This is a genomic window from Burkholderia sp. 3C (assembly GCF_054589155.1).
In genome coordinates this window covers 1-22,518 of the sequence record NZ_BAAILN010000119.1, presented here as the reverse complement: position 1 = coordinate 22,518, position 22,518 = coordinate 1, and the positions used below count along the sequence as shown (strand labels likewise).

24 protein-coding genes and 1 pseudogene are annotated in these 22,518 nt (G+C 58.3%); 16 read left to right on the top strand and 9 right to left on the bottom strand.

Going from position 1 to position 22,518, the window contains the following annotated elements:
* Positions 1–62 precede the first annotated feature (62 nt).
* Complete coding sequence (locus ACYP33_RS23310; RefSeq protein ID WP_459624111.1) at positions 63–1,574, bottom strand: sensor histidine kinase; 1,512 nt, start codon at positions 1,572–1,574, stop codon at positions 63–65.
* Between the two features lie 158 nt (positions 1,575–1,732).
* Here ACYP33_RS23310 and ACYP33_RS23305 point away from each other — a divergent pair, with 158 nt between their 5' ends.
* The 8 genes and pseudogenes from ACYP33_RS23305 (at position 1,733) to ACYP33_RS23270 (ending at position 9,191) form a co-directional block, all read left to right on the top strand.
* Positions 1,733–3,076, top strand: a complete 1,344-nt coding sequence (locus ACYP33_RS23305; protein ID WP_414439825.1) for an MFS transporter — start codon at positions 1,733–1,735, stop codon at positions 3,074–3,076.
* A 311-nt stretch (positions 3,077–3,387) separates the two neighbouring features.
* On the top strand, positions 3,388–3,801 hold the full coding sequence (locus ACYP33_RS23300; protein ID WP_414447040.1) for a carboxymuconolactone decarboxylase family protein: 414 nt from the start codon (positions 3,388–3,390) through the stop codon (positions 3,799–3,801).
* 83 nt (positions 3,802–3,884) lie between these two features.
* A complete protein-coding gene (locus ACYP33_RS23295) occupies positions 3,885–4,856 on the top strand; it encodes a D-2-hydroxyacid dehydrogenase family protein (RefSeq protein ID WP_459624215.1) in 972 nt (323 codons plus the stop codon).
* A gap of 72 nt (positions 4,857–4,928) precedes the next feature.
* Positions 4,929–5,600, top strand: coding sequence for a GntR family transcriptional regulator (locus ACYP33_RS23290; protein WP_414447039.1), 672 nt, complete (start codon positions 4,929–4,931; stop codon positions 5,598–5,600).
* 188 nt (positions 5,601–5,788) lie between these two features.
* Positions 5,789–6,547 (top strand): hypothetical protein, encoded by a 759-nt coding sequence (locus ACYP33_RS23285; RefSeq protein ID WP_459624110.1) that lies wholly within the window; start codon positions 5,789–5,791, stop codon positions 6,545–6,547.
* 15 nt (positions 6,548–6,562) lie between these two features.
* Positions 6,563–7,018 (top strand): annotated as a pseudogene (locus tag ACYP33_RS23280) (DUF932 domain-containing protein); the annotation flags it as partial.
* Between the two features lie 757 nt (positions 7,019–7,775).
* Positions 7,776–8,144 (top strand): DUF1223 domain-containing protein, encoded by a 369-nt coding sequence (locus ACYP33_RS23275; RefSeq protein ID WP_459624109.1) that lies wholly within the window; start codon positions 7,776–7,778, stop codon positions 8,142–8,144.
* A 126-nt stretch (positions 8,145–8,270) separates the two neighbouring features.
* On the top strand, positions 8,271–9,191 hold the full coding sequence (locus ACYP33_RS23270; RefSeq protein WP_459624108.1) for an alpha/beta fold hydrolase: 921 nt from the start codon (positions 8,271–8,273) through the stop codon (positions 9,189–9,191).
* Between the two features lie 244 nt (positions 9,192–9,435).
* On the opposite strand, the gene ACYP33_RS23265 is transcribed toward ACYP33_RS23270, so the two are convergent.
* Together ACYP33_RS23265 and ACYP33_RS23260 are read right to left on the bottom strand one after the other, a co-directional pair.
* On the bottom strand, positions 9,436–10,512 hold the full coding sequence (locus tag ACYP33_RS23265) for a DUF6765 family protein (RefSeq protein WP_459624107.1): 1,077 nt from the start codon (positions 10,510–10,512) through the stop codon (positions 9,436–9,438).
* 7 nt (positions 10,513–10,519) lie between these two features.
* Positions 10,520–10,819 (bottom strand): hypothetical protein, encoded by a 300-nt coding sequence (locus ACYP33_RS23260; protein ID WP_459624106.1) that lies wholly within the window; start codon positions 10,817–10,819, stop codon positions 10,520–10,522.
* Here ACYP33_RS23260 and ACYP33_RS23255 point away from each other — a divergent pair.
* Together ACYP33_RS23255 and ACYP33_RS23250 are read left to right on the top strand one after the other, a co-directional pair.
* Positions 10,818–11,129 (top strand): BufA1 family periplasmic bufferin-type metallophore, encoded by a 312-nt coding sequence (locus tag ACYP33_RS23255; RefSeq protein ID WP_459624105.1) that lies wholly within the window; start codon positions 10,818–10,820, stop codon positions 11,127–11,129. The genes ACYP33_RS23260 and ACYP33_RS23255 overlap by 2 nt on opposite strands.
* A gap of 304 nt (positions 11,130–11,433) precedes the next feature.
* Positions 11,434–11,955, top strand: coding sequence for a DoxX family protein (locus tag ACYP33_RS23250; RefSeq protein ID WP_459624214.1), 522 nt, complete (start codon positions 11,434–11,436; stop codon positions 11,953–11,955).
* A 190-nt stretch (positions 11,956–12,145) separates the two neighbouring features.
* Here the strand turns inward: ACYP33_RS23250 and ACYP33_RS23245 are convergent, their stop codons facing one another.
* Genes ACYP33_RS23245 through ACYP33_RS23235 form a run of 3 tightly spaced genes read right to left on the bottom strand, consistent with a single transcriptional unit; the run spans position 12,146 to position 14,059 of the window.
* On the bottom strand, positions 12,146–12,364 hold the full coding sequence (locus tag ACYP33_RS23245; RefSeq protein WP_459624104.1) for a tautomerase family protein: 219 nt from the start codon (positions 12,362–12,364) through the stop codon (positions 12,146–12,148).
* A 28-nt stretch (positions 12,365–12,392) separates the two neighbouring features.
* On the bottom strand, positions 12,393–12,623 hold the full coding sequence (locus tag ACYP33_RS23240) for a tautomerase family protein (protein ID WP_459624103.1): 231 nt from the start codon (positions 12,621–12,623) through the stop codon (positions 12,393–12,395).
* A 23-nt stretch (positions 12,624–12,646) separates the two neighbouring features.
* Entirely contained in the window at positions 12,647–14,059 is a 1,413-nt protein-coding gene (locus ACYP33_RS23235) for an MmgE/PrpD family protein (RefSeq protein WP_459624102.1), read from the bottom strand.
* A 401-nt stretch (positions 14,060–14,460) separates the two neighbouring features.
* Here ACYP33_RS23235 and ACYP33_RS23230 point away from each other — a divergent pair, with 401 nt between their 5' ends.
* From ACYP33_RS23230 to ACYP33_RS23210, 5 genes are all read left to right on the top strand, one after another.
* Entirely contained in the window at positions 14,461–16,485 is a 2,025-nt protein-coding gene (locus ACYP33_RS23230) for a 2Fe-2S iron-sulfur cluster-binding protein (protein WP_459624101.1), read from the top strand.
* A 105-nt stretch (positions 16,486–16,590) separates the two neighbouring features.
* Positions 16,591–17,817, top strand: a complete 1,227-nt coding sequence (locus ACYP33_RS23225) for an MFS transporter (protein ID WP_459624100.1) — start codon at positions 16,591–16,593, stop codon at positions 17,815–17,817.
* Positions 17,818–17,985: 168 nt separating this feature from the next.
* Positions 17,986–18,135 (top strand): DUF1330 domain-containing protein, encoded by a 150-nt coding sequence (locus ACYP33_RS23220; protein WP_459624099.1) that lies wholly within the window; start codon positions 17,986–17,988, stop codon positions 18,133–18,135.
* Positions 18,132–18,587, top strand: coding sequence for a DUF4442 domain-containing protein (locus ACYP33_RS23215; protein WP_459624098.1), 456 nt, complete (start codon positions 18,132–18,134; stop codon positions 18,585–18,587). Before ACYP33_RS23220 ends, ACYP33_RS23215 begins: the two co-directional genes overlap by 4 nt.
* Positions 18,588–18,809: 222 nt before the next feature.
* Positions 18,810–19,745: an alpha/beta fold hydrolase gene (locus tag ACYP33_RS23210; protein ID WP_459624097.1), complete on the top strand. Its 936-nt coding sequence runs from the start codon at positions 18,810–18,812 to the stop codon at positions 19,743–19,745.
* 79 nt (positions 19,746–19,824) lie between these two features.
* On the opposite strand, the gene ACYP33_RS23205 is transcribed toward ACYP33_RS23210, so the two are convergent.
* Positions 19,825–20,586 (bottom strand): MqnA/MqnD/SBP family protein, encoded by a 762-nt coding sequence (locus tag ACYP33_RS23205; RefSeq protein ID WP_459624096.1) that lies wholly within the window; start codon positions 20,584–20,586, stop codon positions 19,825–19,827.
* Between the two features lie 4 nt (positions 20,587–20,590).
* On the bottom strand, positions 20,591–21,646 hold the full coding sequence (locus ACYP33_RS23200) for a CofH family radical SAM protein (protein WP_459624095.1): 1,056 nt from the start codon (positions 21,644–21,646) through the stop codon (positions 20,591–20,593).
* Here ACYP33_RS23200 and ACYP33_RS23195 point away from each other — a divergent pair.
* On the top strand, positions 21,632–22,033 hold the full coding sequence (locus tag ACYP33_RS23195) for a hypothetical protein (protein ID WP_459624094.1): 402 nt from the start codon (positions 21,632–21,634) through the stop codon (positions 22,031–22,033). The genes ACYP33_RS23200 and ACYP33_RS23195 overlap by 15 nt on opposite strands.
* A gap of 56 nt (positions 22,034–22,089) precedes the next feature.
* Here the strand turns inward: ACYP33_RS23195 and ACYP33_RS23190 are convergent.
* Positions 22,090–22,518: glutathione S-transferase C-terminal domain-containing protein (locus tag ACYP33_RS23190; RefSeq protein WP_459624093.1), on the bottom strand; the 429-nt coding region annotated here is incomplete at its 5' end.

Genomic DNA, 22,518 nt, shown 5'->3' with positions numbered 1-22,518 from the left:
CCGGAAGCCGACGTGCCGGCGTACGCGACGGGAACGGCTTGGGTGACGCTCGACACCGGTGTTCATGCCCGGCATTCGATCCGCATGACGGTGCCGATGCCCCCCGGCCCCTCTTCGATCCGCAGCGAGAATGCATGCAGTTCCAGGATTGCCGCGACGAGGCAGAGCCCAAGTCCGGTTCCCGGAATGTGGCAGGTACGCTCGCCCCGATAGAATCGACTCAGCACCTTCTCGCGCTCATGTGCGGGGATGCCGGGCCCTTCGTCCGAGATCGACAGTATCGGGCCAGCCGTTCCTGCGCGGAGTGCTATGCCGACCGCGCCACCAGGCGGGGAATACTTCACGGCATTGTCAAGCAGGTTGCCCACCGCCTCGAACAGCAAGTCACTGTCGCCGTGCAGCGGCATGACGGCATCGATGGCGGTCTGCCATCCGATACCGCGGTCTTCGGCCAGCGGTTCATACAATTCGGCGACGCTGCGCAGAAGTTGGGCAAGGTCGACAGTTCCGAAACCGTCGCGACGACGCGCACCGATTTCCGACATTCGGAGAATGGCGTGGAATCGCTGCAGCAACATGTCGACGTCCGCCAGCGCCTCTCTTACCAAGACTCGCTCCCGGGCATCGATCCCCCTGCCCTGCTCCTCCTGATTCGCCACAACGCTCGCAAGCCGGATGCGCATGTGCGCCAACGGTGTACGCAAATCATGCGCGATGCCATCACACGCACCCTTTACCTCGCCCATCAGATTTTCGATCTGGTCGAGCATTCGGTTCACGAGATGCGCCAGCATGTCGAATTCGTCGTCGCCCCCCGTCGGTAAGCGTCGCGCGAGATTTCCTCTTGCGATCTCGAGCGTCGACTGGCGCATCGACAGAAATCGCCGCCACTGCCGATAGCTGAGCCCGGCTCCGAGAGCAAAAGTACCCAACAGATAAGCGCTGCCTCCGCCGATCAAGGTATCCAGCATGGCGCGCCTGATCGACCTGAGTTGCGTCATGTTCCGGGCAATCACAAATGTGCTCCCGTCGGCGCGTCGCTCCGCACTGGCTCGAACAACCGGAGCGCCTGGATGCCTGTCGATGCGAAGTCCTTGCGTGAGCGTGCGCTTTTCCCCGTCCGCAGGCAGGGAACCTGGCCACTCGGAAATGTTGCCGGCCAGCCGTCGCCCGTCCGCCGCGAAAAGTCCGTAGTAATTCTGCTCCGGTGCGTCACGAGCGATACGGTCGGCGATCGCCTCCGGCAGTTTTTCGTCCTGAATGGAATGGAAATACATCCGCTCCCAGTGAAGGGAGGAATCGCTGACATCGTCGAGACGATGCGCGACCGTCCCGCCGACCAGTTCCGCCAATGCAAGCATCGAGAACGCGAACATCCCGGCGTAGATCGAGAGCCAGCGAAAAGTCGTGAAATGCCACGCATGCTCGGGTGCGTCGCCACGGCGGGCAGGTCGCGCAGGCGCTGCGCATCCGGCGCGATGTTCGTCGTTCAACCGTTTCCGCCGAGCGACGCGCAACCAGGGGCCCAGCATCACCAATGGACGAAGCGCAAGCGTATTGGGCAGAACAGGCATAGGAGATTCAGAAGAAGACATTCGACCAACGGTATGACTGACGCATATCGTCCCATTGACAGATTGTATGACAAACAGATAATGTACGCGACACGAAGACGTGGCAACGAACTCATGCCATGCGTTCCGGATCTCATCTTTTCAGAGAGGACAGGCAGATGGACAGAAGTTCGGCCGCCGCAAGCGGCAAGCTCCGATGGACTGACGGGCTCACCGCGATGCACTGGCGAACCTTATTCGGCAGCTTCCTCGGCTGGATTTTCGACGGCTACGAGGCCATGGCGCCGATCCTGGTGATGGCGCCGTTGCTGCACTCGGTGCTGACGCCGAGTCAAGCGGGAAACGCCGCCGTCTATGCGGGCGGTGTCCTCGGAATTGCCCTGGTTGGCTGGGGCGTCGGCGGATTGATCGGCGGCGTGGCCGCCGACTACTTCGGCAGGAAACGCGTCATGCTGGCCTCGGTTTTGCTGTACGCCCTGTTTTCCGGCGCCACCGCGTTCGCGCACAGCTTCGAGATGCTCGGCGCGATGCGATTTCTGACGGGGATCGCGATGGGCGGGGAATGGAGCACGGGGATCGCGCTCGTGTCTGAAAGCTGGCCTGACCACGCACGCGCAAAGGGCTTGAGTTTCCTGCAATCCGGCTACGGTTGGGGCACCCTGCTCGCCGCAGCGATCTGGTATGCGCTATCGCGTTACGCCCCGTCCTCCCAGGACAACTGGCGGATCATGTTTCTGATCGGCGCGCTGCCAGCCCTGTTCGTTCTTTACCTTCGACGCGGCGTCGACGAGTCCGAGAAATGGGCAGTCGCGATACGCAATCGTCAATGGTCGCAAACAGGCCCCGCAGGCACGCTCACGACAACCACGTCGCGACCGTTCCCGCTCAGGCAGTTGCTGGCATCCAGCGATACGCGCTCCCGCATGCTGCTGTCCCTGCTGCTCTCGATGGTCACGTCCACAGGGCTGTGGGCCGTGTCTTCCTGGTTGCCGGCACAGACCACCGCATTGGCAAAAGCCGCGGGGCTTCAGGATCCTGCCTTGTGGGGAACCAAGGTCTCGCTCGCATTTACGCTCGGCGCGATCGTTGCATACCTGATCGCAGGCTTCATCATCGACAGGATCGGCCGTCGCGCCTTCGTGTGTCTGACGTTCACCGGTTCCTTGATCATGACGATCGTCTCGTATCGGATCGCGAGCAATGCGCTGCAGCTCATGTGGCTCGCCCCGATCGACGGCTTCTTCACCCTGGGTTGCGCTTATGTGTGGATGGCAATCTATCCCGCGGAGCTATTCGTGTCTTCGGTACGGGCGAGTGCGATCAGCTTCATCTTCAACGGCGCCCGGTTGATCATCTGGGTATTCCCGATCGCGGCCGGTGCATTGGTACACCGACTCGGAGGTATTCCTCATGCCGCGTTGGCAATGGGCAGCATCTACCTGCTTGGTGTGATAGCCCCCTGGTTCCTGCCTGAAACCCGCGATCTGCCGTTTCCTGACTGACCCCGGAGAAATCAATGAAGCAGCCAATCGGCTTCGCCGGTCTTGGTGCCACGGGCTGGCCCATGCCGGCGGCGCCGGCGATACCGAAGACTCGGTCATCACCGTGCCGCAATACCGGGCTGCCATCGAGGTTCACTTCGGCGTTTCGGCGCCCTCATCGAAATAGAACACGTTCGACAAGGCTATGCGACGAAATTTCCGGCGGCGGTCAGGCGCACCGGCGGTCGTGCAGACCACTTTCATCATGGCGGCAGGCATACGGCCTCAAAACCCGGTGCACCGCTTCATTTCGTTGTTGAGGAAAACGCAACATGCCAATGCCTTCTGAATTTGATACTCCGCAGTTTGCAAAGGGACTTGCCGTGCGCCGTGAGGTACTGGGCGCCGCGTACGTCGACAGGTCGGTCAATCAAGTCGAGGACTTCATGAAGCCGATGCAGAAGATCGCCACGGAGTGGTGCTGGGGCGAAATCTGGACGCGCGAAGGGCTGGAGCGCCGGGTACGCAGCATGATCAACCTCGCCATGCTCACGGCACTCAATCGTCCACACGAAATCGCGCTGCACGTGCGCGGCGCATTGAACAATGGCGTTACCGTCGAAGAGATTCAGGAGGTGTTGCTGCAAGCATGCATTTACTGCGGCGTGCCGGCCGCGCTGGATGCATTCAAGGTTGCCGCTGACGTGGTTCGACAGTACCGCCACGATCCCGTGGATGGGCAATGAAACCGGGGCATTCAATGCGCTTCCATACAAACCGGATCGATAACCGAAACAATATGAACATGCAAGACCAGGCGCCCACCGCTTTGCGAATCGCGATTCTCGACGATACGCAGGATGCGGTCAGACATCTCGATGCCTTCCGAAAACTCGCGGGGCATACCGTAAGCATCCATACCCGATCGGAGAGAGACCCCGCTGCACTGGCCGCTCAGATCGGCAATGTCGACGTGCTGATTCCGATCCGGGAGCGAACCGTGATCAATGATGCCCTGCTGAGTGCGCTGCCTTCGCTGCGCCTGATCAGCCAGACGGGAAAAGGCGTCTCGCATATCGATACAGTCGCCTGCACGCGCCGGGGTATCGCCGTCGCGGCGAGCGGCGGCAATCCATATGCCCCGGCTGAATTGACATGGGCGCTGGTGCTCGCCTCCATGCGGCGACTGCCGTGCGAAGTCGAGAACGCGCAACGCGGAAAATGGCAGGCGGGCTCACTTGGCACGCAGCTGCGCGGTCGCGTTCTCGGCATTCTCGGCTATGGCACGATTGGCGCCATCGTCGCGCGTTACGGCGCGGCGTTCGGGATGCGCGTGATCGTATGGGGCCGCGACGGCTCGCTCGCTCGCGCGACAAGCGATGGCTTCGAAGTGGCGGCGAGCCGCGAGGCGTTCTTCAGCCAAAGCGATGTGTTGAGCGTGCATCTGCGGCTGACCGCGGACACCCGCGGCTGCATTCGTGCAGAGGATCTCGCGCTGATGAAATCCTCATCTGTTTTCGTGAACAGCAGCCGGGCGGAACTGGTTGAACCGGGCGCGTTGCTCGCCCAATTGCGCAGGGGCAATCCGGGCTTCGCGGCACTCGACGCCTACGAGGTCGAACCTGCTTACGCGGATCCATTGTTCGCTCTGCCGAACACCATTTGCAGCCCTCATCTGGGATATGTGGAGAAAGACACCTATGAGATTTTTTTCGGTGGAGCTTTCGACAATGTGCTGGCGTTTTCCGCAGGCCAACCAACCAATCTCGTCAATCCCGACGTGATTACGTCGCGAACGTAGGGCTTTTACATGGTCGGGCATGGCGGTTTATCATGTCGCTTTATCTGATTGTCAGACAGGGAGACATTCGACATGTCCGACAAAGTAGGCTTGCTGCGGCCAGAGACATTGCGACAGCAGGTCGAAAATGCGTTGCGCCAAGCGATCGTGTCCGGCCAGTTTGCGCCAGGAGCGCGACTGGTCGAAAGAGAACTCTGTGATTTGCTCGGAGTCAGCAGAACCTCGATCCGCGAAGCTTTGCGCAAGCTCGAAGGCGAGAAACTGATCAAGATCTTCCCGCACAAAGGACCAGTCGTCTCCGTCATGTCAAGACAAGAGGCGGCCGACATATATGCGATTCGTGCTTTGCTGGAAGGTCATGCCGCTGCAGGGTTTGCCCGTTTTGCCAGCGACGACCAGCTGAATCGCTTTAGCGAACTCATGCGCGTCTTGAAGGCCGCGGCGAAGGCCAACGACACCTCCGCCATACTGAAGGCCAAGACGGATCTATACGATACGCTGCTAGAGCATTGTGGCAACGCACTAGCCAAGGAGATGTTGCTGAGCCTGTACTCGCGTATCACCCTGCTACGTGCAACGTCGCTGATGCGGATCGAGCGCCTTCCAGCTAGCCTGCGCGAGCTCGATAAATTGCATAAGGCACTGAAGGAACGCGATACTGAGGCTGCCGAGCTGGCCGCACGTCGGCATGTAGAGGCGGCGCAGAAAGCCGCCATGCAAATGTTGCCCGCGAATTCCGAATAACGAGATACTCGCGACGGCATACCGCTCGCCCGAGTATTGAGTAGCCCGCCGCTCTCTGGAGGCGTGTCGGGCTGTAGTGGTTACAAAATTCCAGCGCAGGTAAGGGCCTCTATTGGTTAACCAAAAACAATCGCCGGCCTGCTCAATCGGCCTCAGCTGCATCATTCCCTTCTGATGAACATGGCGACGTGAACGAGCAAGCAGCAGAAGCTGCGTATGCGCGGCACGCTTTCGATACGGCATACGACGAGTTCGACGAAGCTGACGATGTCAGTTTCCACTTCGAGCGGCACAAGACAATGTCGCCGTCGTTTCGATCCGACAATTGCACTCGCGACAGCCTCTTCGACTCCACCGGATCTCCGGTCTTCGGACCGGCAACGCAAGAGTCATCGGCTTCCAATGTGGCACCTCGCGCGCCTGCGACGTCGGTGCTCCGCTGCCCACGCTGTTTGTCATCGCGTATCGACACGCGGAATCGAGCTCGCAAAGCAGGCAGCACGATCGGCAGCGTCGCAGGAGCAACCGGCGGCATGGCAGCGGCCCTGGCAGGGGCCGAAACCGGCGCGATCGTCGGGTCGGTGGCAGGCCCCATCGGGACCGTATTCGGCGGCCTGGCCGGCGGCTGTCCTTGCCGGACTCGTCGGCAACGCAGCAGGCTGTGCGGCGGGTTCCGCAGTGGGCGGCGCCATCGACGACAACGTGCTCGACAACCACCTCTGCCTCGCCTGCCGTCACGCCTTCAGCGCCACGTCCAACTAGACGCCGCACACCTTCGCTTTTCCCCCGACCATCATTTTCGTCCGGCGATAGCCGGGCTGTATGCCCTCGCCTATTTCCCATCAGCAGCACAGATGCATCTCGTTCACACCATGACCTACACCGACCAAGAACCTTGGCACGGCCTCGGCAATCGCCTCGCCCCCAACCAACCGATCGAAGTCTGAGCCGACAGCGCCGGCATGAACTGGACCAGTGAATCATCCGAAGTTCGCTTCGTAACGGGTGCCGCCGGCATCGGAGCGATTCACGCGTTTCCTGATCAAAAGGTGCTCTACCGCTCCGACAACAAAGCGCCGCTGTCGGTTGTCTCTGCGCGATACCAGGTCGTGCAACCCCGAGAGATCCTCGAGTTTTATCGAGACCTCACCGAGATCGGCGGCTTCAAGCTCGAAAGGCGACGTATGCTCACCTATCCCACGACCAACGTGGTCGATCGCGACGCACTTGCCGTGAACGAGCGGGCGATCAAGGCCGTCGCTCAGTTGTACGCTGGCCGAGGCAAAGGTTCCGATCTCGTATCGGCATCGAACACCGCCTGGGGCTTGGTAAATGCAGTGATCGAGTTTGTGGACCGTCACCGGCGCGCACGCAGCGGTGACCATCGTCGCGACGCGGCCTGGTTCGGCGCCGGTTCGCCTGCCGGGCCTTTCTCTTTTTGGAGACTCCATGAGTGCGACTCCAACCAATCATGGCGGATCGCGGCGTGGCGCAAATATCGAAGGCTTACGTCCGCGGCGAGCAGCTCGACCGCACCAAGACCAAGGTGGGGCACGCTTGGTCCGCCTGTCCTGACCACCTACTCGAAATGGATCGATGGAAGCCAGAACGACGTCGAGATGGATCGTCTCGAATCGTCGCTATCTTCCCGCCAATCTCCCCAGAAGGAGAGCGGATCGATGTAACCGATTGAGCTAAAAGGGAAAGGTATGGTGGGCCCGGCGGCAATCGAATTCGCCGGCCGATCCTTTACACGATAAGGATCGTTGGGGGAGACGATGAAAAGTTGCCCCCAATGTTGCCCCCAGATTTTTTGCTTGTAGTGAACTGCCAAGTCAACTCCGATCGGACGATTCCTCCCTTCTCGGCGACACCAATCTGGCCTGAGATTGTCGCATTTCGACAACGGTTTTTTAAGAATGCGAGCGGACCAAGTTCAAGCGAACGGTCGTCACGTTAGGGGCAACTAGGAATCGACAACCAACTCACGGCTTGAGTGGCCACAAATTCTGCCGTGGGTCACGACGCCTGCGAGAAACCTGCGGCTGGCCATCCCGAGCGGCGTCACGATCTCTTCGCGCAGCCACATATTTTCAAGTCCGCTTCGACGAAGCGGTTGTAACCCGCCGGCACCAGACGACGAACTACCCATCACGTTCGTCACTGGAATTCGGCATGCTGCTCCGTTTGCCTCTCGCCCTGTGCACCGGTTCCGTCGTGCTCGCCAGTCCCCACGGGTTCGCCGCCGCGCCGCGCCCTGTTGTCGTCAAACCGTATACGTCGCAAGGTTGCTCGTCGTGCCCGCCGGCCGACCGCTTCCTCTCCGAGCTCAGCGATACGCCAGTTGATGTGCTGCCGCTCGCGTTTCACGTGACCTACCGGAACCAGCTCGGCTGGAAGGACCCGTATTCGCTCGACGTCGCCACGGACAGACAGGCGCGCTACGCGCGTCTTGAATCTGCGCAGACACCAAAATTAGTCAGGGCAGGGAATAAAGTGGCCAATTCGCCTGTTCACCACCGATATGAATTTTTTCTTCAATAACGAACGCAAGTGTCTACTCAAAACCGATCACCGAATGAAATATCGATGAATGGTCAGAGCAAACCATCGTTGGCTCGAGACATTCCGAGCCAACCACCCTATCGAAACTCCAAGGAACAGCGAACCATGGTCGCAGTAACGCAACATACAGGGTCCGAAAATTTAAAAGATGTATTAGGTACGGGCGACCACACCGTCCATCTGAATGGTGTTGATCTCCACTACCACGTGCGCGGCGAAGGACCTCTCTTGTTTTTAATTTCTCCTGGATGGGGAGTTGGCAGCAGTTATTTACAAAGGGGCTTTCAATTCCTGCAGGAAAGATTTCGTTTAATTTTCATTGACACTCGGGGAAGTGGCTTGTCGGGTCGCCCGACGGATCCCATGAAGATGAGCAGCAACGACATGGCGGACGATCTTGAGGCGTTACGAGAGCATCTGGGGCTTTCCACCCTTCAAATTCTAGGCCATTCGAACTCCGGAGCCATCGCGCTCTCGTACGCCGAAAGGTACACGAATCACGTCTACAAGCTTGTGCTTGTCGACAGTCAGATGCTTGGCTTCAGTGCGAGCCATGACACGCAGGTATTCCTCGAAGCAAGATCTGACGATCCCCAGTACAAGACGGCGGTTCAGGCAGCAATCGGTCTGTTTTCCGGCAAAGCCAAACCGCTTACGAGCGATGCGGAGCTATCAGCGTTTGTCGCAGAGATTCTGCCGTTGTACCTTCGAAATCCGGAAAAAAATCTAGCGTCGGCTCAAGAGCAATTACTGGTCGAGCAAATCTCGCTTTATGCATTCCAAGCGCAGAACGCAGCAGACAAAGCGGCCGGCAGCGACCAAGCCGCCCTGCTCGATCAGGTGCGTGCTTCGACCTTGGTGATGGTGGGGAGACATGACTGGATCTGTCCCGTGCCGGTTTCGGAACGCTTGCATGCGGGCATCGGCAACGCCCGACTGGTTATGTTCGAAGAAAGTGGCCACATGCCGTGGATCGAAGAACCGGAAAAATTCTCGGCGGAGTTGATACAGTTTTTAGAAGAATGACGCGGGCATCAGTCGGCGAGGCCAGACGCTAAATTGTATTAGCCTGGACTGCGCCTGACAGGCATTCGAGAAAGCCGGGGAGAAACTGATTCAGTGAAGGATCAGTTTTTCCCTGGCTTCCTCAGTATCGACAGCATTGGCATTGCCTCGCGGTCGTCCTACGTTTTCGTCGTGTGCGGGCCGAGCTCTGCGCAAATGAATCTGTTCAGCCAGGCACTCGCACACGCACCACCGTCGCGCAATATCACGCGAGACGCAGCCCGATTCTTGGTAAAATCTGCTGCGTGACAATGAAACGATGCTCCTTCACCGCATCGTGGAACTTGCGATAATCGCTCGATTCGAATTCGGGCGTCCAGATCGGTTTCTGCTTACCGTCGTCGTCCGTTTCGATTCCGGTCGCAAGGTGCTTCCATGAACCCGCGCCCTTTGCGATGTATGTCGGGAGCGGCTCCTTGAGCCCTGGCAGCCGCCCACCAGCAATCGCGGCGCCAACGCCTGCAAGACGCGCGTCCACATCGGTGCTCGTGTTGGTCTTGAACAAGTCGGTTAGCGCGCTTTCCTGTGCAACCGTAAGCCCCTGTTCCGCTTCGAAATCGAGCCTGCCTCTTACGAACGCTTGCACGATACGACACGCCATGTTGGCCGCCGCTACAAAGTCGGGAAGGTTGTTTCGCGCTACAACTTCACCCTTCCCGTTGGTGTAAGACCAAACCGCCCACGGCTGATCCGGATAATGCAGCGCCGCACCGTGGCCAAGGGGTAACGCGCGCGAGATGACCTCCGTCTCCAAAGCACCCTCCAACTTCTCGGTGAAGCGCCCGAGCTGTTCCAGCCAACTCTCGTGCGTGCAATCGTGCGATTCGAGATGGCTGACACGGTTGTAGTCGGAATCGATACCCGAGAAACCTTGATGTGCCCAAGTATCAACGTAGGTGTGCAGCGTGGTGCCAAGGCGGTGAAGGACGTTGTCCGTTTCGCGATCACGCTCCAAGGTCCGACGCACGAGCTCCTTGGCTACCTCGCTGTTAGGACGGCAAATCGCGCGTTCTTCAAGGGTGTCGCCTTGGCCGGCCGGGAGGAAGTGAAACGGCACCCATGTGAGCCGATTCCCCCGATTGACCAAGTTGCGATAGTCGTCCATGGCGTGCGCGGCGGCGAATCGCTCGAATAGCTCGCCGCCTTTGAACTCAAGCAGGCTCGGTGTCGTCGAATCGTCGATGTACTGGCATGAGTGTGCGACTGTCGTCGCGTCGCCAGGTGGCAAACCACCGAGCCGAGCCATGGCATACACCACGCCATAATGAAAATCGATGTTCATATTGGTCTCACGCTATTTTTTTTGCTTCTATTGCTGCGCGGTGGGGATCCGCGAATAAACCAGTATGCCCGAAATCACAACCATCCAAGAGCTTATCAATTTGGCCGGCGGCAACCATGGACTCATCTCGCCGCTCGTCCAATTCCGAGCATTGAATATGCAAAAAATGAAGAGCTCCTCTCCAAAAAATGAGGAGGCGCGATTTGCACTGAAAAAAATTCGCCTTGGCTGTAACTGACGGCAGAAAGGCAACGAATTGATGAGCGTACCCAATGTGGGTGCGCCCACTCAATCCGGAGAACTTCATGTCGTCGAATACCAAAATCACGTCCGCCCTGCTCGCCGGCGCCGTCGCCAGCCTGCTCGCCTCCGTTGCGCATGCCGCCCCGCTGACCAAGGCCGAAGCCGGCGCAGCTGTGGCCGCGCACAAGGAAAAATGCTACGGCGTCGCACTCAAAGGCCAGAACGATTGCGCAGCCGGCCCCGGCACGACGTGCCAAGGCACGTCGACGACCGATTTCCAGGGCAACTCGTGGAAGTTCGTGCAAGGCGGCACCTGCGCCAGCATTCAAGTGCCGGGCGGTGGCCACGGCTCGCTCACGCCGATGAAGTCGTGATATAGCAGAAGGCGGCGCATCGCACCGCACGATCGGTGCGATTCACCGCCACGCTCCGTTGGCCGTGCATGACGTCGGCATCATGATCAGCCGCCCCTGGCCGCTCGATGTGCGCCATCTTGCCTGCCAAGCGCCGCTCCTGATTTCCGAACTCCAGTACGGCCGCCGCGGAAGCCGAGTCTTCATTGGCCTGCGGCCGTGTTCCCATTCGGCGTGGACGGACGCACCAGCCTTCCATCTGCCCGCCAACCTTGCCAGCGTGTTTGCCGCCGGCCTTTACCTCGATTCGCTCAGGAGCTTGACCATGATCTCGGATTCACGGAGCCAACCGCGCACGCCGCTCGCCACGCTCGCCCGCGGCATCGGATGCGCTCGCCGGATGGTCGAGCGCGTCGCGCAGCCGTCACTCGTACAACTCGTATTGCGCATCGCGCTGGCGGTGCCGTTCTGGAAGTCGGGCATCCTCAAATGGAGCGGGTTCCTGCAACTCAACGACACGGCGATCGACCTGTTCACGGATGTCTTCAAGCTGCACCTGCCGGGCGGCCCGTACCCGTTCCCCGCACCCGCCGTGTTCGCGTTTCTCTCGGGATGCGGTGAGGTGGCGTTTCCCGTGCTGCTGGTGCTCGGTCTCGGCACCCGCTTCGCCGGGCTCGGCCTGCTGCTGATGACCTGCGTGGTCGAACTGACGGTGCCGGACGGCTGGCCGATCCACCTGACTTGGGCCGCCATGGCGCTCGGCGTTGCCGCGTGGGGGCCGGGCAAGATCTCGATCGATTACCTGCTTGGCGACCGGCACGCGCGCTCATCGAGCACATCGAAGTAAGCCCCGCCATGCTGCTTCGCCTCTCCGCTTTCCGATGAGGCGAAGCAAGCGAAACATCTGCGGACCACTTTGAAGAACTGCCGAGCCGCCGCGTCACCCTTCTGCAACCACGTCCATCGCCTGAATTCGCAGATCGGCGCGGTCACGCGCACGACCACTCCGACTCGGAACAGCCGTGCACGCACCGGTACTACGATCCGTTTGACGACGGAGCATCCCGCCGATATTCCTCACCATTGATGCGACTGGAAATACTGATGTTGCTGGCCGGATGCTCGTGGATAATCACGTTGATGATTTTCGGGTCCGAGCCGATGGTGTCGTGCGTCACCTGAATGATGTCACGCATCAATTGCTCACGGCGTTCGAGCGTGAGACCTTGTTTAATATGGCATTCGATAAATGGCATGGCCGTCGTCCTTTCCGTTACCTATCAATTATTTGAGCCGGTCGATGAGTTCCTTGTCGTTGGCGGCGCCTTCGACATATTCAGGAAGATGCTGGCCATGCTCAACAAAGTTGATCCCTCGGCCTTCGCGAAAAACCAGGAAAATGTCATCGCGCGTCTCTCCCGTTGCGGCGCTGACCACCCGCAGCAGCCCCTCGGCAAGATCGCGCTTCTGTTGATCGGTTCGACCAAAACGCATGTCGCATGAAATAAGTGCCATGTTTCTCTCCTGACGTATCGTGGTTATTGAATTCCTGGATGAACTGCCGGGAATCGTTGAGTAGGACTCGCCTGCACCAGAAGTGCCATCAGCTGGCGAATCGAGCAATGCTCAATGTCGAGGACCATACCGATAATCTCGTCACGAAGGCTGCTGGAAACATAAGGCTCGGCAAGCCAATGGAATTTCTCGACGGTACGTTCCCATGTGAATGGATTGTCCAGGCCGCCTTCGAATCCCACGTGTTCCTTCGATACGACCCGGCCGTCCTTACAGCGGATCGTCACGCGAGTATTGAGCGCCTGAGGGTACTGAGCGCTGAAGGCCTCGTCGGGCCGCACGGTCACACGTGCAAGCAGGCGCTGCGCATCGTCGGCGCGAATTCGCTCGGGCTCGAGCTGCGCCGGCCCAACCACATCGTCGAGCAGCGCCGCAGCGATCAGGTACTTGAGGTTGTAGTCTGCCTGCTCCTTGGTTTGCGGCTCATCCTTCGCACCGAAACCGCCTCCACCCGCAATGTCGTAGCCCATTTGGAAAATGTCGCACACCACCGCCTCGACGTCTTCCGCCTGAATGCCGTTTGCCCGCTTGAGCGCCAGCGTTGCTTCCAACACCGGTTGCCCGTGGATCAACGAACAGTATTTTTTCATCACCGTCTGGTGAATGATTTCCAAACCGGGATCTTCCCAGTCGATATCGATCGGCTGTGCAAACATGCGCTCCAGCCCGTTCGGCCCCTCGAAGAGGCGAAGCGGCCCGGTGAACCCCCGCTTTGCGAGCGAAGCGGCATACACTGCTCGCATCCCGGTGATGCCGGGAGAAAAACCTTTCCATTGCGAAACCGGCTCGGAATGCACACACGTCAGTGAGACGTTGTCCACCGTGGCAATTGCTGCTGCGTGGGCCGATTGTTGAGCTGTCAGGCCAAACAATCTACCGGCGCCCGCCGCAGCGGATATCGCCAGTTGAATCGCATGGTTAAAGCCCTTGCCCATTACGGGAACAATGGCCGTAATCCGGGCCTGAATTTCATAAGCAACCGCCAGCGCGAGCAGAAAATCCTCGCCGTTCGCATTGGCGTGCTCTGCGGCAGCGAGAATTGCGCCGAAATTATCGCTGGGATGGCATAGCCCTCCGGGCGACATGTAGCTGTCCAGCAGGTCGACGTATCGCACGAGGGCCGAATTGTAAAGCGCGGCCTGATCGGGCGAGGTGCTGCCACCACCTATCAGGGAACACGTCCCGCCGACGCCGCGATACTCCTCGAATTGCGCCCGCAGTTCCACAAACGGCTTTCCTGGGAGTGCCGCCATCGCACAACCAAGACTGTCAAGAATGTTGCGTTTGAAAAGTCGTCTGGCGTCAACAGACAAATGCTCTGCATGCGCCGTAACGGCGAATCTGCCGATACGTTCGACGGTCGAGAGTTCACTCATGCCGTGCTGCCTCCTTATCGTTATCACGATCCATCCTCGAGCACGCAACGACATCCGTCGGGAGCCGAGAACGACGTCTGTATGACGCCGTTATCACATTCGCATCGATCGCGATTGGCATCCAATGAAAAGATCAGATAGGGATATCACTTCAAGAGATAGCCAGATACCGCCCCCAATCGAAATATCGCCCCATGAACCACGAGACAAGCTCATGTCGTCCGCCACCTCCATACAGAAAAAATACCGCCTTTTCATGAGCTTGGAGGAATTATCGATACCGGATCGAGAAAACGCGACATAGAGTGATCAGCGTCGGCTAGTCTGATCCGAACACTGGGGAGCAATCGAATCCGATCGCTCTCCGAGCAGTGGAAAAACGAACGTCCGCAAGGTAAATCATGGAGACGACCCGGTATCACGATGCGGAAATCGTTGCGCAACAGCGCAGCGGACGGAAGTCGTTTGCGGACTCTCTGGCGACGCGAATCTCCGACAGCTTGCTTCCCGACGCGATCGCCATTCTTACCTCGATGCCTTACCTGGTGCTTGGCGCCCTCGATGACACAGGCCGGCCGTGGGCATCGATCGTCAGTGGCTTACCGGGATTCGCTTCGGTCGACGCTGGTGTGATGAACGTCCGCGCCGTGCCCGCTGAAAGCGACCCGCTTTACCACACGCTCACGCAAGGCGGCGACGTCGGTATGCTGACGGTCAATCTGGCCGAGAGAATTCGTTATCGCGTGAACGGCAAAGTCGCGACACGGGATGGTTATTTCTCGGTCGAGGTCAACCAGTGCTATCGCAACTGCCCGCAATACATGCACGCCAGAGCGGCAAGCTACAAGGTCGACACCCGTGCACGAAACAACCCTCCACCCGCGCCGCGCCGCCATTCGCTGGATCCCGATGCCATCGATCTCATCGCGCGATCCGATGTGTTCTTCCTTGCCACGCACGGAAGCGGAACTGCCTCGGGCGACCCCAAGCTCGGCGCCGACGTCAACCATCGTGGCGGCAACCCGGGGTTCGTTCAAATCAGTGAGGATGGCAAACGGCTGTCGTTTCCCGACTATCCGGGAAACTACATGTTCAATTCCGTCGGCAACCTCGCGCGCTTCCCGCGTTGCGGAATGTTGTTTATCGATTTCGAAAGCGGCAGAACGCTTCATCTGACCGGCACGGCGGAAGTCGACTGGAGTATCGAGAGAACGAGCCAAACTGCTGGCGCGCAGCGGATCGTCGACGTCACGATCGAAGAGATGGTGTGGGGAGCCGCCTCCGCCAACCTGGCCTGGACATCGATTCAGCCGGCTCCGGATCTGCGTCGCTACAAAGCAATCGACACCGCTGCAACCGAGATCGACGATTTGCGGCACGAAGACGACGTCGCCGGGTTCCACAAAATGCTGGTGGCCGCCGTGGTTGAAGAAGGAGAAAACATACGGTCGCTGTACCTGAAACCCCTGGACGGGAAAGTGGCGGCGTTCAAGCCGGGTCAGCACCTGAAGCTTCGTTTCACCTTGCCTGGAGCAAAACAGGCGTCGATCCGACACTACAGCCTGTCGGACTACAACCCGGAGCGAAACGAATATCGGTTGGGTATCAGGAGGAGCAGCGAGGACTACCCCGGTTCGATATCGCGCTACATCCATGACAGCATTCGACCTGGCAACGTCATTCTGGCAAGCGACCCGCGCGGCGACTTTACGCTCGATACTGCCGGTGACCGACCGGTTGCGCTGATCAGCGCCGGCGTGGGCATCACGCCAATGCTCTGCATGCTCAAGGCGCTGGCCCGCGAGAACCCATCGAGAACAGTGTGGTTTGCACATGGAACACGCCACGCGCTCGAACACGCTTATGCATCGGAGGTGCGTCGTCTGACGGATCGATCGCAAACCGCCAGTTCGCACGTTCGCTTCACCCAACCCCGGCCCGGCGAATTCCATGGACGCGACTACGACAGCCTTGGCCGAATCGATCTCGAGCTGATCACGCAGCACATCACGACCGATTTCGATGTCTACCTGTGCGGGCCGAACGAGTTCATGACAAGTATCCGCGATGGCCTGAAAGAATGGGGAATGCCGGCCGAGCAGATCATGTTCGAATCGTTCGGCGGGCCATTGCCGGCCCACATCCAGAACATCGGCCTGAACGGGGCCAAGATCACGTTCCGTGATACGCAAACCGTCGCGGTATGGTCGAGCGATTCGACCAGCGTGCTCGATCTGGCGGAGCGGGCAGGCGTGGAAATCATGAATTCGTGCCGCTCGGGCGTGTGCGGCAGTTGCGAGCAAAAACTCGTGTGCGGTGGCGTGGGTTATGCCATCGCCCCCACATACACCGTTCGAGACGGGCATTTCCTGGCCTGCTGCGCACAGCCCATATCGGATATCACCGTGGCGTCACCCGACGACTAGCACGCCGTTCACTCAATACGCCGCAATGCGTTCCACCTGGGAATGACATGAAGCTCGCGGCAGCCGCTGGCCGGCGCCAACTTTCATCGGAAAAAACCAATAACAATGCAAGGTATCAAGCAGAATATTTCAGCCGACAGCGGCCAAGACGCGTCGAAGAACGGGTTGATGCCGGTGTACTGCATGGCGCTCGGCACCTTCGCGATCGGCACCGAGGTCTACATGATCGCGCCGTTGCTGCCACGAATGGCAGTGGATTTCGGACGCTCGATCTCGTCGGTCGCTTGGCTGATTACGATCTTCACGATCACGTTGGCGGTCAGTTCCCCTGTCCTGACCGTCTTTGGGGCGCGCGTCAACCGACGCAAGCTGCTCCTTGCGGCACTGGGTGTTTTCGCCGCCGGCAATATCGTTGCATGGGCCTCGACCAGCTTCGCCGGCATCCTGGTTGCCCGAATCATCCTTGCAATTTCCGCTGGCCTGTATGTGCCGAATGCGAGCGCACTGGCCGGAGCGACCGTCGCACCGAATCACCGTGCAACAGCGTTTGCCATCGTCAACAGCGGCACCACGATTGCGGTCGCGCTGGGGCTGCCGCTAGGGTCATTGGTGGGCAACGCTTTCGGCTGGCGCACGACGTTCCTTGCGGTTGGCGTGATGGCGGTGATCGCAACGATCGGAATCGCAATCGGTGTCCCGTCGAACGCCGGCAACAACCTGCGCGTGCCGGGATTCCGCGAACGAATCACCACGGCGACAAAGCCGGGCATCTGGCTCACCTTGATCGTCACGTTGCTTTGGGCAACGGCGGTCTACACCTCCTACCCGATGATTGCGCCGTTTCTGCATGAGGTCGCGAAAGTGGACGGTTGGAAGATCACCGCGCTGCTCTCGCTATGGGGCGTGTCTGCGGCCGTCGGCATGCTAACCAGCGGCAGATTCACCGATCGTCTGGGCTCGACGAAAGTCATCACCGGCTCATTGATCGCAGGAACGCTTGCGTTCCTCCTGCTCACAAGTGTTGCACTGGTCTCACCCGCCCATCCCGTCTTTCCCGTTGCCATTGGCCTGGTTTGCTGGGGTGTTTCGGCATGGGGCCTGGTCCCCGCGCTCATGGCACGTCTTGCCAAAGTCGGCGGGGTCGAAGAGGCGCCGATTTCACTTTCACTGAATTACTCCGTCATGTACGCGGGCTTCTCCCTGGGTAGTGCAATCGGCTCGCAAATCGTGGAACATGGCTCGGTCGCCGGCATCAATCTGGCAGCGGCATGCATCGAAGTCCTGGCCCTGATCGTCTTCCTGTGCACCAAGAACCAGGCCGCAAGAAATTAAGATCACGTATTCCGAAGTCAATTTCTCAAGACGGGTTCACCTCTCCACTTTCTGACGAGGCGCACCTCGATTTCTGACTATTCAACGACGGCGCAACGCGCGGCATGATACCTGCGGAGACTGTGGAGCCGTGACGGCCCCATCAATTGAGACAGTGTGGAGAACAGCATGCCGAAAGCGTATTGGGTCGATTCGATTCGACAGGTCGACAAACCGGAACAGCTCGTCGAATATTCGAAGCTCGCGGGCCCGGCGATCGCCGCGGGCAGCGGTCGTATCATCGCACGCGGCACCGCACAATACGCCTACTCCATATGAACCGATTCTTATTCAATGCCTTCATCCTCGCGAAGGTGCCGATTGCCAGGATTTCCGGCGTCAAGCTTCGCCACCTCGACAGCAACCACTGCCAAATGGAAGTTCGCTACGGATGGATCAATCGAAATCCATTCAAAAGCATGTTTTGGGCCGTAGAGGGAATGGCAGCTGAATTCTCGACTGGCGCCTTGTGCATTTCCAAGATCCGCCAATCCAATCAGCGTATTTCGTTGCTGTTGGTCGGGCTCGAAGCCAATTTTTCCAAGAAGGCAGTCGGCATCATCACGTTCAGTTGCGACCAAGGCCAGCAAGTCGATGCGGTGCTGAAGCAGGCTGGCGATTCGAACGAAGCACGGACACTTCGGATGCGCAGCGTCGGGGTCGATCAGCAGGGCGACCAGGTGGCGGAATTCTTCTTCACCTGGAGCTTCAGGGCGCGAAATACAAAATAACATCCGATACGGCAGTCAGACGTCATCGATTAAAGCGTCCTGGATGATCTTCACACAATCGTAGATAAACGAAGCGCTCAACCATCTCGCTTGCCGACAGCACGAACTCGACCGCCTACCTATCCGCATGCACTACAGCAGCAGGGTTCATCTCAAGGCGCTGCTGCTTACGTGCTGCGCAGCGCGCCTTTCAGTCAATCCAGATTCAACAAGGGAGATGTTGTGAAAATAATTCGCATGTTGCTCGCGGCAGCGGCATTAATATCAGTCAGCCACGTTTCTACGGCTGCCCCGATTCCGTCGGTCGCTTCAACCACGACTTATCACCGAGCCACGGTAGACAATATTTCAATATTCTATCGCGAGGCCGGCCCAGCCGACGCACCCACCATCGTTCTCCTGCACGGATTTCCATCATCGTCCAGAGAGTTCGACACACTTATTCCTCTCCTGGCGACGCGATATCACATCATCGCACCAGATTTTCCTGGTTTCGGGCAAAGCGACGCCCCGTCGCCGGCTACATATCGCTACACTTTCGATAACCTGGCAAAAACCACCGATCATCTGCTTGAGCAGTTACACCTCGAAACTTACTCGTTGTACCTGCATGATTATGGTGGCCCGGTTGGATTCCGTATCATGCTCGCGCATCCCGAGCGAGTGAAAAATTTGATTATCCAAAACGCAAATGCATACACGGCCGGATTGGGGCCCAAATGGGCTGCCATCGCCAAATTCTGGGAAAATCGCTCCGATCATCCCGAAGTACTGGACGCATTTATTTCACTCGGCGCAGCACAGCAACGACATACCGCAGGCACTTCCCATCCTGAACGCTACAATCCCGATACCTGGACTGACGAGTTTTCGCATCTATCCAAACCCGGTCAGCGAGAGATACAAGGTGACCTTCTGTACGATTATCGGAACAACGTAGCCTCATATCCGCAATGGCAAAATTGGCTTCGCAAACACCATCCCGCAACGCTGGTGGTCTGGGGCGCGAATGACCCTTCATTCATCGCGGCAGGCGGAAGCGCATTCAAGACAGATTTGCCCGACGCCGAGATCCATCTTCTCGATGCCGGACACTTCGCTCTCGATGAGCAAAATGACCAAATCGCGGCTTATATTCTCGACTTCATGAAGCAATAGCTTGATGTTGGAGGGCAGCTCGCGGCTGCAGGCTTTTTCCGTGGCTGCCCTTCAGGCTCTTGATAATTATCTTAAAATACTACGGTTGACCATCCGATTTGATTGATTTGAGAAACAAAGCCTCTCCCAAAATCTCTGCATCAGAAAAACTCCCGACAAGTTTATCGAAATATTTTCCGGCCGTGCCGATATCAGAGAATAGCCGTTGTTGTACTGCTCGACATGCCATCTGCTGTCGACCAGCATCGGTGCGAGCGAAAACATTTGACTGAGCCAGCCAATCCAGCGCGGCCGTTTTGATTTCCTTGTCGATGGAACGACGAACCATCCATCTTGCGAATACAAATGGCAGGCCAGTTTGGCGATACCACCAAGCACCGAGATCCGCAACAAAGGGCCACTCGTCCGTCACCTTGAACTCTCGCGCCTCATTGCCGATATATACTTTAGCCAATGCCTCGCTTTCATTCTCAGTTATAGTTGGTGAAACCGAAAATTCCTCAGCCCACAAATACTTGAAAAGAAGTACCGATGTCTCCGAATCCGCCGTCAAGAAAACCGGATACCGAGCAAGCGCCACCTCGGCCAAGCGTTGCCGCGATACACAGAGCACGCTCCCGACTGCACCAGTGCAAGCAATGCCGAAATTCCCCAGCGGCTCCATCACATCCGCCACATCGCCGCACCTTGCCAGTGAAATCAGTACGATATCGGCATGCCGTTGTTGCGCTGCTCGCCATGTTCGAGATGGCGCCAACTCTCGAACTTCCGACGCAAATTGCGGGGGGATCAACCGATAAGGCTCGGCCGAGAGATTGTTGACCAACATCACTGTAGTCATGGCCTCAGGTCCTGTCGAGAATTGAAGTGTTTCCCTCCGATGTGCGGTCGTACCTCGAAACGCCGAATGAGCCGCTTCGCCGCTGTGGAATTTGCCCTGCTGCCTTGATCAGGGTGTCCATATTCGCAGCCTGCATTCGAGCTGGCGCTTCCGTCCTGGCCAGCTGCATAATGCGCTCCAATCCGAGTGTGCCGTCCATATCGTCGGCACCGAATGTCAACGCTGCGGATGCTGTTTCCAACTGCAACGTCGGCCAGTAGGCCTTGATATGAGGAATGTTGCCCAATACCAGCCTCGACAGGGCAATGATCCGAAGACAACGTTCGGGCGAGGCGACACGGTCCACGAGGCGTGTCGTGCCGGGTTGGTAGGCAAGCGGGATCATGGCATCGAATCCTGCCGTCTCTGCCTGCAGGTCTCTCAGCTTGAAGAGGTGATGGATAATCTCTTCATCGGTTTCTATATGGCCAAAAAGAAGCGTGCTGTTCGTCGGCAAACCGAGTGAATGGCTGATTCGATGTATTCGAAGATATTCATCAGGGCCAATCTTGTCCGCATAAAGAATTTTGTGGATTCGATCGCTCAGCACTTCCGCGCCGCCGCCGGGTAAAGCATTGACTCCTGCTTCCTTCAGGCTCGCCAGGACAGACTCGATGGACATTTGTTCCAGTTTTGCGAAAAACGCCACCTCGACGGCAGTGAATGCCTTGATCCATACATCGGGCATTTCGGCACGCAAGCTCCGAATAAGATTCAGTGATCTTCCGAACCCCCATGTCGGCCACAAACCACCCACGACATGCACCTCGTCCAACTCCAGGTTTTGAACCGAATCCAATATTCCGGCTTCATCGAGCGAATAAGCATGTGCCGCTTTCGGCTTCGCTGCAAAATCACAAAATTTACACGCATGTATACAGAGATTAGTCGGGTTGATGTGACGATTTACGGTGTAGGTGACAATGTCTCCGTGACGCAAACGTTTCGCCTCGAAGGCCAAACGACCGAGCTCTTCCAGTGGAGTACGTTGTAACAATTCGAGAGCTTGCGAAAAATTCATTTTCAAAACTCCTGTGTGCGACGACTGTTCATTGAGGAAGCGCATCCTGCTTGGCCGGTTGAGCTCGCGACGGATTCACAAGCGGTCGCGGACGACACGGTGGTCGCCAGCCGCACCAGCTATCCATCTATTCGTGGAGTTCAACTCGTTGGTTACAGGCGAAGAAGAATCATTCCTCAAATGAGGCTCGGCCAGGAACGTCGCCCTATTAACACCGAAAAATTACATCCCGATGTTGGAACGACGATAGCCAGCACACACTACGAAGCAGCGCGCATGAACCGACGATGCGGCATGGATCACGCCGTTCGTTCAGGAATCGAAATTGCGAGTTCCGCTGAAGATGCAGCGGAACGGAGAGAGAGAAAATTAGAAGAACAGATATAGATGCTTGGCGAAATCAAACCATCGAGCGTGCTGATAATGAAAGCGACGCGTCACACTCAAGACTTCACGCCGAACAGCGTCAACCCTTCCTGATCGAGTGCGCGCTGCACGGCCGGCCGCTGACCGAGCCGCTCGGCGTGCGCGTGCCATGCCGGATACAGGTTCCGGCCGTCGATGCCGATCCGGACCACCCAGCGGTAGACCGCCAGCAAATACGGATCCGCGATCGTGAAGCGGTCGCCCGTGCCATAGCCGTTCGTCGCGGACAACATCGCCTCGATCGTCTCGGACGATTCGTCGATAATGCGCCGGCCGTTCTCCTTCACCGCTTCGTACTGCGACGCATCGCCGATGAAACGGTGAGGACGCCACAGTTCCGTCCAGCCCATGCCGTGCACCCAGCCGGCGATCCAGTTGAGCAGTTCGTGGCAACGGGCTTCCTCGAGCGGGTCGGCGGGAACCAGGCCTGCGTCGGGATACTGCCT